Below are 13,105 nucleotides of genomic sequence, written 5' to 3'. Positions count from 1 at the left end.
AACTCAGCTCTGCGAGCGCCGCGCCATGAAGATGTCGTAGCCGACCTCTGCGACCTGGAACCAGGCGTAGCCGTCGCTCGTGAACTTGGCGAGGGAGTCGTGCACCTTCTTGAAATTGGCGTTGGTCGCGCCGACTTCGGCATGCAGCTCCTTGGCGGCCTTGTAGCAGGCATCCATGATCGACGGCGAGAAGGCGTGCAGCTTGGTGCCGCCCGCGAGCAGCTTCTTCAGCGCCAGCGGATTGGCGGTGTCGTAGCGCGCCATCATGTAGTTGTTGGCGTAGTGGCCGGCCTGCTCCAGCACGCTCTGGTAATATTTCGGCAGCGCGTTCCACTTGTCGAGGTTGACGAAGGCCAGCAGCATCGGCCCGCCTTCCCACCAACCGGGATAGTAGTAGTGCGGCGCGATCTTGTAGAAGCCGAGCTTCTCGTCGTCATAGGGGCCGACCCATTCGGCCGCATCGATGGTGCCCTTCTCCAGCGCGGGATAGATGTCGCCGCCGGCGAGCTGCTGCGGCACCACGGCGAGCTTCTGGAGCACGCGACCGGTGAAGCCGCCGATGCGGAATTTCATGCCCTTGAGATCGTCGGGCGTGTTGACCTCCTTCCTGAACCAGCCGCCCATCTGGCAGCCGGTGTTGCCCGCGAGCAGCGAGGTGACGTTGTAGCTCTTGTAGAACTCGTTGAGGACATCGCGCCCGCCGCCCTGCATGTACCAGGCCTGGTTGATGCGCATGTTGGGGCCGAACGGCACGGCCGAACCGAAGGTGAAGGTCGGATCCTTGCCGAAATAATAGTAGGACGCGGTATGACCGATTTCGCAGGTACCGTTCTGGACGGCGTCGAGCACCTGGAGGCCCGGCACGATCTCGCCGGCCGCGAAGATCTGGATCTGGAATTTGTTGTCGGTCGCCTCGGCGACCATCTTGCACATCATCTCGGCGCCGCCAAACAGCGTGTCGAGCGACTTCGGCCAGCTCGTCGGCATGCGCCATTTGATTTCCGGCATCGACTGCGCGATCGCGGGAGCCGCGAGCGTGGCGGCGCCGGCCGCGCCAAGTCCTGTGACCTTGATGAAGTCTCTTCTCTTCATGATTTCCTGCCCTGATGTACCAGTGATTGTGGGCCTTCTTGCCGAGGCTTGGCACCACCATGACGCAAGCCGCCGCCTAATTCCATCCCGATCGCACTGCGGCAAAGAAAAAGCCCGGCCTCCACTGGAGGCCGGGCTTTCCGGTCTTGCGACTTTAGGCCTAGGCGATCAGCCGCGCGTGCGCGAGCGGATCATGAAGCTGTCGTAGGTATATTCGGCCACCTGCCACCACAGATATTCGTCGGAGCGGTAGGCCTGCATGGCGTCGATCGACTTTTTGAAGTCGGGGTTCTTGGCCGAGATCTCCGCCCAGAGCTCGTTGGTCGCCTTGAGGCAGGCTTCCAGCACCTCGTTGGTGAAGGGACGAAGCTGGGTGCCGCCGGCAACCAGGCGCTTCAGCGCCGCCGGGTTCTGCATGTCGTAGCGTGCGGCCATCCAGGCGTTGGCGTTGGCCGTCGCGTTGGTGAGGATCGCCTGGTAGTTCTTCGGCAGCGCATTCCACTTCTCCAGGTTGGTGAAGGCATGGACGGTCGGACCACCTTCCCAGAAGCCCGGGTAGTAGTAGTACTTGGCGACCTTGGCGAAGCCGAGCTTCTCGTCATCGTAAGGCCCGACCCACTCGGCGGCGTCGATGGTGCCCTTCTCCAGCGCCGGATAGATGTCGCCGCCGGCGAGCTGCTGCGGCACCACGCCGACCTTCTGGAGCACCTGGCCGGCAATGCCGCCGATGCGCATCTTCAGGCCGGAGAGGTCGGCAACGGTCTTGATCTCCTTGCGGAACCAGCCGCCCATCTGGGTGCCGGTATTGCCGCACGGGAAGCCGACGACGTTCGACTTCTTGAAGAACTCGTTGGCGAGCTCGTTGCCGCCGCCCTGATAGAGCCACGAATTCTGCTGGCGCGCATTGAGGCCGAACGGCACCGAGGCGAAGATCGCGAAGGTCGGATCCTTGCCGACGTAGTAATAGGACACCGTGTGGCACATCTCGACGGTGCCGCTGGAGGTCGCATCGAGCGCCTGCAGGCCGGGAACGAGTTCACCGGCGGCGAACACCTGGATCTGGAATTTGTTGTCGGTCATCTCGGCGACGTACTTCGCCAGCTGCTCGGCACCGCCATAGATGGTATCGAGCGACTTCGGGAAGCTCGAAGTCAAGCGCCACTTCACCTCGGGCGAGGACTGCGCGATCGCCGGCGAGGCCACAGCGGTTGCCGCCGCGCCTGCTGCCGACACTTTCAGAAAATCACGACGCTTCATCTTCAGGTCTCTCCTTGCTGGGGCGTTTCCCCTTAACTTCTCTTCTTGCCGCCGCTCATTCCGGCGACGCGTTAGGGCCGCGTCGAACCGAAGGGGCTTGACTGCCGTGGGCCTTTACCACGGAAGCCCCGCTTGCGGAACGCGACAATGGCATGACGGGGCTCTACGAAAGTCGCATGTCCCCCAAAAGGACGAGAAGGCGGGCCGCGGGGCGGCCGGCTCAGGCGGCCGCGATGACGCCCTTGAGCTGGTCGCGCACCTGCCCTGCAATGGCGCGGTAGATCGCCGCATGAGGACCGTCCGGCTCGCTGTCGACGACGGGATTGCCGGCATCCGAGCTGGCCCGAATCGCCATGTGCAGCGGGATCTCGCCGAGGAAGGGTACCTCGAGCTTCTCGGCCTCGTGCCGTGCCCCGCCATGGCCGAAAATGTCCGACCGCGTGCCGCAATGCGGGCACTGGAAGTAGCTCATGTTCTCGACGATGCCGAGCATGGGCACGTTGACCTTCTTGAACATGGCAAGCCCCCGCCGCGCGTCGATCAGGGACAGATCCTGCGGGGTCGAGACGATCACGGCGCCCTTCAGCGGCACGTTCTGCGCCAGCGTGAGCTGGGCATCGCCGGTGCCCGGCGGCATGTCGACGACCAGCACGTCGAGCTTGCCCCATTCGACGTCGCGCAGCATCTGCGTCACCGCCGACATCACCATGGGACCGCGCCAGATCATCGCGGTCTCTTCCTCGACCAGGAAGCCGATCGACATGATGGCGAGACCGAAGCGCCGAAGCGGAATCATTTTTCGCTCGTCGTTCAGCTCCGGCTTGTCGTGCAGGCCGGTCAGCCGCGGCACCGAGGGGCCGTAGATGTCGGCATCGAGCAGCCCGACCCTGAGGCCGAGGTCGCGCAGGCCCAGCGCCAAGTTCAGCGCGGTGGTCGACTTGCCGACGCCGCCCTTGCCGGAGGCGACCGCGATCACGGCGGCAACGCCTGGAATTTCCGACTGCCGCGCCATGGGCGATTGGGCGCCACCCTGCGGCGGCGGCTTGTGGGCATGGACGGGCTGCACGCCCGGCGCGCCGCGGCTGGGCTGCGGGGGTGGCGGCGGCGCGGAGCCCGGCTTGCGCTCGGCGGTCAGCGCCACCATGACGGTGGTGACGCCGGGAATGGTGCGCACAGCGGCCTCTGCTTCGGCCCGGATGGACTCCCAGGCCCTCGCCTCGGCGGCATCGACATTGATCGAGAAGAACACCTTGCCGTCGGACGCGCTGATCGGGCTCAGCACATTGGCATTGGTGAGCGCGACCCCGCGGGGGGATTTGATCCGGGCGAGGCTGTCGAGAACCTGTTGCTGCGTCACGCTCAAAGCGCATCTCCTGAACGGAGCATGATCCGGACCTGGAGGACGGCACCAGCGCCAAGCGTGGCGCGGCTTTCCGGCAAAGTCATGCTCGAGACTTTAGGATGCCCCATTAGAGCGGAAACGCCCAAAAGGCTACTGCCTGCCGATATCGTCAGCCTTCTCGGCAGGCGCCGCCCCCTGCTCCCTGGCGGCCTCGTAATTCAGCTCGATCATGACCCCGTTGGGGTCGTTGACGAAGATCTGCCACAGGTCGCCGCCGGGCACCTGGCGGGACTCGAACTTCATGTCCTTGGATGCCAGCCGCTGCTTCATGCCGGCGAAGCCGCGACTGGCGAAGGCGACATGATGGACAACGCCGGAATCCGGCTTTTGTGGCTCGGCCGTCGCAGAAATATCGACGAGGTGCACCACCGCCTTGCCCTCGCTGTACATCCAGGCGCCGGGGAAGGCGAAATTCGGCCGGGCGCCTTTTTCCAGGCCCAGCACATCCTCGTAGAAGCGGACGGTCTCGGCCAGATTCCGGGTCCGGATGTTGAAATGATCGAGGACGCCAACGCTCACGCCGCCCATGCTTTCGCTCCCTTTTTTGAAGTCCTTAGGTCCGCCATCCTAGCACAGGGGACCGCCAAACGAAGCCGTTGCCCTCCGCCCTTAACGGTTTATGGTGCGCCTCCGATCCGCCCTCGCGGCGGAACCTCGAGGACGCCGCCCTGGCGCCCTCGCCCGGCTGCAACCGTAAAACTCAAGCTACGGACAAGGTACCACACATGGCTAAAGTCGCTTTCCTCGGTCTCGGCGTCATGGGCTACCCCATGGCCGGCCACCTCGTGAAAAAAGGGGGCCATGAGGTCACCGTCTACAACCGCACCGCGGCCAAGGCGAAGGAATGGGCGGACAAGTTTGGCGGCAAGACCGCACCGACCCCGAAGGCGGCCGCCGAAGGTCAGGATTTCGTGATGTGCTGCGTCGGCAACGACAATGATCTGCGCGCGGTCACGATCGGCCCCGATGGCGCCTTCGCCGGCATGAAGAAGGGTGCGACCTTCGTCGACCACACCACCGCCTCCGCCGAAGTCGCACGTGAGCTGGATGCGGCCGCGACCAAGGCCGGCTTCAAGTTCATCGACGGCCCGGTCTCCGGCGGCCAGGCCGGCGCCGAGAACGGCGTTCTGACGGTGATGTGCGGCGGCGCGCAGGACGCCTATTCCGGCGCCGAGCCGATCATCACAGGCGCCTATGCGCGGATGTGCAAACTGCTCGGGCCCGCCGGCAGCGGCCAGCTGACGAAGATGGTCAACCAGATCTGCATCGCCGGTCTGGTGCAGGGTCTCTCCGAGGGGATCCACTTCGCCAAGAAGAGCGGCCTCGACGTCGCCGCAGTGATCGAGACCATCTCCAAGGGCGCGGCGCAGTCCTGGCAGATGGAAAATCGCTACAAGACCATGAACGAGGACAAGTACGATTTCGGCTTCGCGGTCGAATGGATGCGCAAGGACCTCTCGATCTCGCTGGCTGAAGCCCGCCGCAACGGCGCCAACCTGCCGGTCACCGCGCTGGTCGATCAGTTCTATTCCGAGGTCGAGAAGATGGGCGGCAAGCGCTGGGATACGTCGAGCCTGCTCGCGCGCCTGCAACGCTGAGGAACGCATTGACGGCCGCAGCCGGGGCAGCTGCGGCCCTCGCGGGTCTCGACGCGGCGCCCGTCGCGACGAGGCTCGCATTGAGCCGAAGAACGGATTCCGGGGGGAATTGACTTGCTGAGCGTGATAGCCGCCGTTTTCATCGTTGCGTATGCTGCCATCGCGCTCGAACACCCGCTCGGCGTCAACAAAAGCGCTTCGGCTCTCCTGGGAGCCGGCCTGCTCTGGACCATCTACGCGCTGTCCGTCGGCGACCCCTCGCTCGTCAACCACCAGCTCGACGAATCCGTCGCCTCGACCGCGCAGATCGTCTTCTTCCTGATCGGTGCCATGACGATCGTCGAGGTGATCGACGCCCATAACGGCTTCGAAGTCATCACCTCGGTCATCCGCACCACGAAGCAGACCACGCTGATGTGGATCATCGGCTTCGTGACGTTCTTCCTGAGCGCGATCCTCGATAATCTCACCACCACCATCGTGATGATCTCGCTGATCCAGAAGCTGATCGGCAACAAGAGCGATCGCCTGCTGTTCGCCTCCATCATCGTCATCGCGGCCAATGCCGGCGGCGCCTGGACGGTGATCGGCGACGTCACCACGACGATGCTCTGGATCGGAGGGCAGATCTCTCCCGTCAACATCATGAAGTCGGTGTTCCTGCCCTCACTGCTCAACTTGCTGATACCGCTGCTCATCATCGGCTATTCGCTCAAGGGAAAGGAGATCGTCCCTCCGCTGCAAGGCCAAGCACAGGTCCTCAGGGTCGAGGTGTTCGAGCGCAACTTGATGTTCTACCTCGGCCTCGGCACCCTGGTTGCCGTTCCGGTTTTCAAGGCCGTGACGCACCTTGCGCCTTTCATGGGTATTCTTTTCGGGCTGGGCATCCTCTGGCTGGTCGGCGAGATCGTTCACCGCCACAAGGACGAGGATGCGCGCCGTCCCCTCACCCTCGTCCACGCGCTGGCGCGCATCGACATGAGTTCCATTGTGTTCTTCGTCGGTATCCTCATGGCCGTCGCGTGCCTGGAGCACGCCCGCGTCCTCGAGCTGCTCGCCAAATGGCTCGACGCCACGGTCGGTCGTCTCGACATCATCGTCATCCTGCTCGGCCTCTTGAGCGCCATCATCGACAACGTACCGCTCGTCGCGGCCACGATGGGCATGTACAGTCTGGTGCAACATCCGCCCGACAGCTTCCTCTGGGAGTTCATCGCCTATTGCGCCGGCACCGGCGGCTCGATCCTGATCATCGGTTCGGCCGCGGGCGTTGCCGCCATGGGACTCGAGAAGATCGAATTCTTCTGGTACGCCCGCCGCATCGCAGGGCCCGCGCTGGTGGGGTATCTGGCGGGCGCGATGGTCTACATCGCGCAGTACGCGGCGCTGCATTGACGGCGCAGGCGAGATCCAAAATTAACACCGGGTTAACGTAATTCTTTAGCTCCTTAAGTCACCTCTTAAGGATTTCTTGCCAGAGATAGACAATGCAGAAGGCCCGCGTCCGGCGTGGGCAGGAATCGTTGTTGCTTGATGAGTAACCCCGCTGAAAAGCCTGAGGTTGTGCAGCTTCCGGCCGAGCCGGTGAGCGCTCCATCGGCGAGCAGCCGAAGGGCTGCGGCGCAGCGGGTGCGCGAGGCGCGGGACAAGTTAACGTCGACCAGCGGAACCCGGCCGGCCTTCGACGCCGAGATGCTGCGTCAATACGCTCAGACGCGGCTGTCGGCTTCCTATGTCGTGATGCTGCTGGTGGTCGCGACCGGCGTGCTGTTCGGCCTGTGGATGCAGCCGATCCCGGCCGCGGCCTGGACCGCCGGCATGCTCTGCATCCACAGCGCCATGACCCGCAGTTGCCGGCGCTTCCTGACCGAGCCCGCCTCGCCCGCGGCGACGCGCGCCTGGCGGACGCGCTTCGTCGTGCTCGACCTGCTCTATGGCCTGTGCTGGATGGCGATCCTGATCCATCCCGTGCTCGACATGGTCACGGAAACGCTGATGATGTTCCTGATGCTGCTGGTGATCGCAGTGTCGAGTATGCTCGCCGCCAATCTGCCGATCGCAGCCCTCGCCGCCACCGCACCGGTCGCCGTCGCCATGGCGCTGAGCTTCGTGATGACCGGCTCGCTGGACAATTACATTCTGGCCGCGCTTGCGCTCGCCGCCGAAGGCTATTTCGTGCTGCTGGCGCACCGCCTGCACTCCTCCACCTTCGCCACGCTGGAAGCGCGCGCCGAGAAGGACGCGCTGATCGGCGAGCTCGAACAGGCCAAGGCGATCTCGGACGAGGCGCGCCACCGCGCCGAATCCGCCAACGTCGCCAAGTCGCGCTTCCTTGCGCAGATGAGCCACGAGCTGCGCACGCCGCTGAATGCCATCCTCGGCTTCTCCGAGGTGATGAAGAGCGAGATTTTTGGCGCCCATGCCGTGCCGGTCTACAAGGAGTACTCGGCGGACATCCATAATTCCGGCGTGCACCTGCTCAACCTCATCAACGAGATCCTCGACTTGTCGCGGATCGAGGCCGGCCGCTACGAGCTCAACGAGGAAGCGGTGTCGCTGGTCGGCATCGTCGCCGACTGCCATCACCTGATGAAGCTGCGCGCCTCCAGCCGCGGCATCACCATCCACGAAGTGTTCGAGCAGGCCATGCCGCGGCTGTGGGCCGACGAGCGAGCGATCCGCCAGGTCGTGCTCAACCTGCTCTCCAACTCGATCAAGTTCACCCCGCAAGGCGGCGAGATCTGGCTCAAGGCCGGATGGACCGCCTCGGGCGGACAATATCTCTCGGTGCGGGATTCCGGGTCCGGCATTCCCGAGGACGAGATCCCGGTCGTGCTCGCCTCGTTCGGCCAGGGCTCCAACTCGATCAAGTCCGCCGAACAGGGCGCCGGTCTCGGCCTGCCGATCGCCAAGAATCTGATCGACCTCCATGGCGGCACGTTCACGCTGAAATCGAAGTTGCGCATCGGCACCGAGGTGATCGTCACCTTCCCGCCGGAGCGCGTGATGAGCGCGCTGGCGCCGCTGTCGGATGATTCCCCGCCGCTCCAGCCCGAGAGTTCCGTACTGCCCGAGGAGAAGCGCCGGCCGCGCCACAAGCCGATCATGAGCGCAGGCACGGGCTCTTAAACCAGATGCTTGCAGACATGCCCGACAATCCCCCACAATGTCCGAATGAGCAAAGAAACGCCGTGCGTCGCCGTCTGCATGATCGATCCCAGGACCAAGCTGTGCTTCGGCTGCGGCCGGACCTTGCCCGAGATCGCGCGCTGGCACGCCATGGAAAGCGCGGACCGGCTCGCGGTCATGGCGCTGTTGCCCGCACGCATGACGGAAGCCGGACTGGCGCCGATCGCGGCGTCGCCGAAACGCACCTGACCGGCCTGCCCGCCTGCGGAGGCGTGCGATGATCCGCTTCCTGCTCGTTCTCGTCATGCTTGCCGGCACGGCAGGCGCGGTCGTCGCCTATGGCGATCCCGATCAGATCGCGCGTGCCAGCCACAAGGTCTCCCACATCTTTCGCGCGCAGACGGCAACGCCCGCGCCTGCCGTGCAGATCCCGCGCGGCCAGGGCGGCGAATTCGCGCTGCGTGCGAAGATCAACGGCATCGCCGCGCCGATGGTGATCGATACCGGCGCAACCTCGGTGGTGCTGACCTGGGAAACCGCGAAAGCCATCGGGCTGCCGCTCGAGATGCTCGAATACGATGTCGACCTCGAAACCGCGGGCGGCCATACCAAGGCAGCCCGCCTCACGCTCGACCGTCTCTCCGTCGGCCATCTCGTCGAAAAATCGGTGCCGGCCCTCGTCGTCCAGCGCGGGCAGATGAAGACCAATCTGCTTGGCATGAGCTTCCTCGACCGCCTGGAGAGCTGGGGGGTTCGCGCCGACAAGCTGATGCTGACCGGCTATCCCGAGCTTCAGAGCAGCCATCGCCGCTCGCGTACGGCGCTCGACTAGACCATCCGCAAGAACCGTCGCGCAGGCGCCAACGACCTCGCTTCACACGGGCCGTGACCTAATCCCTGCGCGGTGCGTGATGCCGGTTGGTGCGGCGAACAGAAAACGCGAAAACAACCCCATGCACAGTAGCCGATGCTTGTCCGATCAAGGACTTACGCGGGACAACGATGGGCGCCTCCCCGGAGTTATTGGATGCGTCGGGGCAAGGATATTGGTGACACGTCGGGCAAAACACCGGCAGAAGGGCAACATCGCGCAATCCGCCAGAGTCGGTCCGGCCGTCCGTCAAGCGGTGGTGCGTCAACTCATCGGCCTCTGAAACATCGCATCGGCCCGCAGGAATGCGGCTAGGCCGCGGCTTCCTCCGCAGGAGCACGCGCACCGACGCGCGCGATCGCATCGCGCAGCACCTCGGGACCGGCGCCTGCTTTCACCCCCTGCTCGGCCAGATGTCGGCGGAAGGCACGCGCGCCGGGCACGGCATGGAATGCGCCGACGAAATGCCGTGTGATCGCATGCAGCCGCGTGCCGCGCGCAAGCTGCTGCTCGATATAGGGCATCATCGCCTCGAGCGCGCCCTGCATGGTCGCGTGCGACGTCGCCTCGCCGAAGATTTCGTGATCGACGCCGAGCAGCCGCCACGGGTCCTGATAGGCGGCGCGGCCGAGCATCACGCCATCGACATGTTCGAGATGCGCTCTCGCTTCGTCGAGGCCTCGAATGCCGCCGTTGATGATGACAGGCACGTCAGGCATTGCGCGCTTGAGCCGATAGACGCGCTCATAGTCGAGCGGCGGGATGTCGCGGTTCTCCTTCGGAGACAACCCGTTGAGCCAGGCCTTGCGGGCATGCACGATCAGTGCGTCGCAGCCGGAGGCGACCACCGCGCGCGCAAGCGCATCAAGGGCGACTTCCGGATCCTGGTCGTCGATGCCGATGCGGCACTTCACCGTGACGGGAACCGCGACAGCGCGTTTCATCGCCTCGACGCACCTCGCCACGAGTTCCGGCTCCGCCATGAGGCAGGCGCCGAAGCGGCCATCCTTCACGCGGTCCGACGGGCAGCCGACATTGAGGTTGATCTCGTCGTAGCCGAACGTCTCGCCGATCCGCGCAGCTTGCGCCAGTTCGCGCGGATCCGAGCCGCCAAGCTGAAGCGCCACCGGATGCTCGCTCGCATCGAACCCGAGCAGCCGCTCACGGTCGCCATGAATCACAGCGCCCGTCGTCACCATTTCCGTATAGAGCAGCGCCCGCCGCGTCAGGTGGCGGTGGAACACCCGGCAGTGCCGGTCGCTCCAATCCATCATCGGAGCTATGGAAAACTTCCGATCTAACCCGTTCATTCTACTGAGATATTCCGTCTCTGCCCGGCCCTTGATGTGATTGGACCGATGAGAAATCTGGTGTGACGAGGCTTCCGCCACCTGGCTCTTCTAGAACCATATATGCACGAATTGGAAGTGGAAATCGCGTCTTCGGAGTCCCGGTGCACGCGTCACGCAAACGCTCAGCGAGAGGGCACACGCCACTCATAGGACACGCAGCAAAGGGCCTCGAGCACTCAGCTGGGAGATATCGGCTTCGATCATATTCGGTCGGCAATGTGAATCCAGGTTGCGCAGACGCTGAGCCCATTCAATCGCGACCGCGCAGACCGAAATTTCCGGCCCTAGTCAGACGACACACCCGGTTGCTCACGTCCGCGCATGATCCGCTTGTCTTGTAGTGAATTACATTTGTCACAATGACAGGTCATATGTATAGTTGATTGAAATGACACAAGCCGCTTAAGCGGCATCGTCAGCCAGGGAGAGCGCCGGAAGCTTCAGATTTCACGACTACAATGACCACTCCGCGCGGCGCGGGGCAGCGCATTCGATTCGAGCGACAGACCGCTGCGCGCCCAACGCACGGCATGACACGCGACCCAAAGCAGAGGCGTCATGGTCCGAGTTATTCAGATTTCCGATACGCATCTCAGCCCGAGCAAGCAGCACTTCGACGCGAACTGGGCGCCACTTGCCCGTTGGATCGCGCAGCATAAGCCAGATCTCGTCATACATACCGGCGACGTGACGGTCGATGCAGCCGATCAGGAAACCGACGCAGCATATTGCGCGACCCAACTGGCCTCGCTCGGCGTCCCTGTCGTGGCGGTTCCGGGAAATCATGACGTCGGCGAGGTCGGCAATCCGCATCAGCCGGTAAATGGCGAGCGGCTCGATCGCTTTCGCCGCCACTTCGGCGACGACCGCTGGCTACGCGATGTGGACGGTTGGCGCCTGATAGGCCTCAATTCGATGATCTTCGGCGGCGGCCCCGAAGAGGCGCGGCAGACCGAATGGCTCGAGGCCGCGATGGCCGATGCTGCGGGGCGTCGCCTTGCCTGGTTCACGCACCGGCCGCTGTTCATCGAGTCACCGACCGAGGCCGACACCGGTTACTGGTCGGTCAAGCCGGAGCCGCGCCGCGCCCTCCTCGATCTGCTGCAACGCTACCAGGTGGAGATCGTGGCCAGTGGACATCTGCATCGCTGGCACGAAATCCGGCTGAACGGCACGCACTACATTTGGGGGCCGGCAGCCGGCTTTCTGGTCGGTGAGAAACTGGCGCCGCCGATGGGCGGCGCTGCCCGGCTTGGGGCGGTGGTCTACGACATCGACGGCGAAAATATCGACGTGAGCATTCGTCCGGTGCCCGGCCTCACCGATTACTGGATCGACGACGTCGTGCACGAAGTCTATCCACCGCGCGAAGCTGGGGCGTGATCTGCGATGGCCGGCCTCACATTGCGCGGCATCCATAAAGCTTTCGGCGACACATCCGTCCTCAACGACATCGACCTCGATATTGCGGACGGCGAATTTCTGACGTTGGTTGGCCCCTCCGGCTGTGGCAAGTCGACGCTCCTGCGCATCATCGCCGGCCTCGAACCTCAGGACCGCGGCTCGGTGTCGATCGGCGGGACGTCGGTCGACCATATGCGGCCTCACGAGCGCAGGATCGCCATGGTGTTCCAGAATTACGCGCTCTATCCCCACATGTCGGTGTTCGACAACATCGCGCTGCCCCTCACCATGACGCGCCTCAACCTGTTCGAGCGCCTGCCCTTGATGCGTCATCTGTCGCCTCGCCGCAGGCGCATCATGGACGAGATCGCGCGTGAGGTGCGGGCCGTCGCGGAGCAGCTTCGCATCGAATCCTTCTTTCACCGCCGCCCCGGACAGCTTTCGGGCGGGCAACGGCAGCGCGTCGCGCTCGGCCGCGCAATGGTGCGTCATCCGCAGGCTTTCCTGATGGACGAGCCATTGTCGAACCTCGACGCCAAGCTGCGTGTGCACATGCGTGGCGAGCTGACCGAGCTGCACGCGCGTCTCGGCGCCACGATGATCTACGTGACACACGACCAGATCGAGGCGATGACGATGTCCGATCGCCTTGCCGTGATGGATCACGGCAACATACTCCAGCTCGGCACCCCCGCCGAGGTCTATGAACGGCCCGCCACGACCGCGGTCGCGCAGTTCATTGGCAGTCCGGCGATCAATCTATTTCCGGCCCATGTGGGGCCCAGCGGTCACGTCGAGCTGCTCGGCCGGACGCTGCCGATCGATGTTCGCAACGCGCCGACGCCGGAACTGACGGTCGGCGTGCGTCCGGACGCGATGCGGATCGGAGGCGGACCGTGCGCCGCCACGTGCAGGTTCCGGCGCCGCGAAAATCTCGGCTCGGAAAGCATCCTTCACTTCGATCTCGTGGCCTCCCCGGAAGTAGCGGTGCTCTGCCGGG

12 protein-coding genes are annotated in these 13,105 nt (G+C 64.3%); 7 read left to right on the top strand and 5 right to left on the bottom strand.

The features are described from left to right. Positions 1-3: 3 nt before the first annotated feature. The 4 genes from GGD66_RS00060 to GGD66_RS00045 all read right to left on the bottom strand — a co-directional run bounded on the left by GGD66_RS00060 (position 4) and on the right by GGD66_RS00045 (position 4,279). Complete coding sequence (locus GGD66_RS00060; protein ID WP_183256556.1) at positions 4-1,092, bottom strand: TRAP transporter substrate-binding protein; 1,089 nt, start codon at positions 1,090-1,092, stop codon at positions 4-6. Positions 1,093-1,260: 168 nt separating this feature from the next. Beyond that, a complete protein-coding gene (locus GGD66_RS00055; protein WP_092252363.1) occupies positions 1,261-2,349 on the bottom strand; it encodes a TRAP transporter substrate-binding protein in 1,089 nt (362 codons plus the stop codon). Between the two features lie 220 nt (positions 2,350-2,569). Beyond that, positions 2,570-3,712 (bottom strand): Mrp/NBP35 family ATP-binding protein, encoded by a 1,143-nt coding sequence (locus GGD66_RS00050; protein ID WP_183256555.1) that lies wholly within the window; start codon positions 3,710-3,712, stop codon positions 2,570-2,572. Between the two features lie 129 nt (positions 3,713-3,841). Further along, a complete protein-coding gene (locus GGD66_RS00045; RefSeq protein ID WP_018319974.1) occupies positions 3,842-4,279 on the bottom strand; it encodes a VOC family protein in 438 nt (145 codons plus the stop codon). A 197-nt stretch (positions 4,280-4,476) separates the two neighbouring features. Here GGD66_RS00045 and GGD66_RS00040 point away from each other — a divergent pair, with 197 nt between their 5' ends. The 5 genes from GGD66_RS00040 (at position 4,477) to GGD66_RS00020 (ending at position 9,310) form a co-directional block, all read left to right on the top strand. Further along, complete coding sequence (locus GGD66_RS00040; RefSeq protein ID WP_092252359.1) at positions 4,477-5,349, top strand: NAD(P)-dependent oxidoreductase; 873 nt, start codon at positions 4,477-4,479, stop codon at positions 5,347-5,349. A gap of 114 nt (positions 5,350-5,463) precedes the next feature. Next, on the top strand, positions 5,464-6,744 hold the full coding sequence (gene nhaD, locus GGD66_RS00035; RefSeq protein WP_018319972.1) for a sodium:proton antiporter NhaD: 1,281 nt from the start codon (positions 5,464-5,466) through the stop codon (positions 6,742-6,744). A gap of 138 nt (positions 6,745-6,882) precedes the next feature. Continuing rightward, complete coding sequence (locus GGD66_RS00030; RefSeq protein WP_026202287.1) at positions 6,883-8,478, top strand: HAMP domain-containing sensor histidine kinase; 1,596 nt, start codon at positions 6,883-6,885, stop codon at positions 8,476-8,478. A gap of 45 nt (positions 8,479-8,523) precedes the next feature. Next, entirely contained in the window at positions 8,524-8,727 is a 204-nt protein-coding gene (locus GGD66_RS00025; RefSeq protein ID WP_026202286.1) for a DUF1289 domain-containing protein, read from the top strand. Positions 8,728-8,755: 28 nt separating this feature from the next. Next, positions 8,756-9,310 carry a TIGR02281 family clan AA aspartic protease gene (locus tag GGD66_RS00020; protein WP_091952184.1) on the top strand — a complete coding sequence of 185 codons (555 nt, stop codon included), beginning with the start codon at positions 8,756-8,758 and terminating at the stop codon, positions 9,308-9,310. Between the two features lie 350 nt (positions 9,311-9,660). On the opposite strand, the gene dusA is transcribed toward GGD66_RS00020, so the two are convergent. Next, on the bottom strand, positions 9,661-10,659 hold the full coding sequence (dusA, locus tag GGD66_RS00015; protein ID WP_183231564.1) for a tRNA dihydrouridine(20/20a) synthase DusA: 999 nt from the start codon (positions 10,657-10,659) through the stop codon (positions 9,661-9,663). Between the two features lie 600 nt (positions 10,660-11,259). Between dusA and GGD66_RS00010 the strand changes: the two genes are divergently transcribed. Both GGD66_RS00010 and GGD66_RS00005 read left to right on the top strand, forming a co-directional pair. Then, positions 11,260-12,084, top strand: a complete 825-nt coding sequence (locus GGD66_RS00010; RefSeq protein ID WP_183231563.1) for a metallophosphoesterase — start codon at positions 11,260-11,262, stop codon at positions 12,082-12,084. Positions 12,085-12,090: 6 nt separating this feature from the next. Beyond that, positions 12,091-13,105, top strand: a 1,015-nt coding sequence (locus GGD66_RS00005) for an ABC transporter ATP-binding protein (RefSeq protein WP_183256554.1), incomplete at its 3' end; no start/stop codon positions are given.

The sequence above is a fragment of the Bradyrhizobium sp. CIR48 genome (assembly GCF_014198315.1).
GTDB lineage: Bacteria > Pseudomonadota > Alphaproteobacteria > Rhizobiales > Xanthobacteraceae > Bradyrhizobium.
This window is presented reverse-complemented; position numbering and strand designations above follow the sequence as displayed.

What these genes read in the sequence shown, in the direction of transcription:
- dusA (WP_183231564.1), bottom strand. Translation starts at nt 10,659, where the DNA reads ATGAACGGGTTAGATCGGAAGTTTTCCATAGCTCCGATGATGGATTGG.
- GGD66_RS00020 (WP_091952184.1), top strand. Translation starts at nt 8,756, where the DNA reads ATGATCCGCTTCCTGCTCGTTCTCGTCATGCTTGCCGGCACGGCAGGC.
- GGD66_RS00055 (WP_092252363.1), bottom strand. Translation starts at nt 2,349, where the DNA reads ATGAAGCGTCGTGATTTTCTGAAAGTGTCGGCAGCAGGCGCGGCGGCA.
- GGD66_RS00030 (WP_026202287.1), top strand. Translation starts at nt 6,883, where the DNA reads ATGAGTAACCCCGCTGAAAAGCCTGAGGTTGTGCAGCTTCCGGCCGAG.
- GGD66_RS00010 (WP_183231563.1), top strand. Translation starts at nt 11,260, where the DNA reads ATGGTCCGAGTTATTCAGATTTCCGATACGCATCTCAGCCCGAGCAAG.
- GGD66_RS00040 (WP_092252359.1), top strand. Translation starts at nt 4,477, where the DNA reads ATGGCTAAAGTCGCTTTCCTCGGTCTCGGCGTCATGGGCTACCCCATG.
- GGD66_RS00045 (WP_018319974.1), bottom strand. Translation starts at nt 4,279, where the DNA reads ATGGGCGGCGTGAGCGTTGGCGTCCTCGATCATTTCAACATCCGGACC.
- GGD66_RS00025 (WP_026202286.1), top strand. Translation starts at nt 8,524, where the DNA reads ATGAGCAAAGAAACGCCGTGCGTCGCCGTCTGCATGATCGATCCCAGG.
- GGD66_RS00060 (WP_183256556.1), bottom strand. Translation starts at nt 1,092, where the DNA reads ATGAAGAGAAGAGACTTCATCAAGGTCACAGGACTTGGCGCGGCCGGC.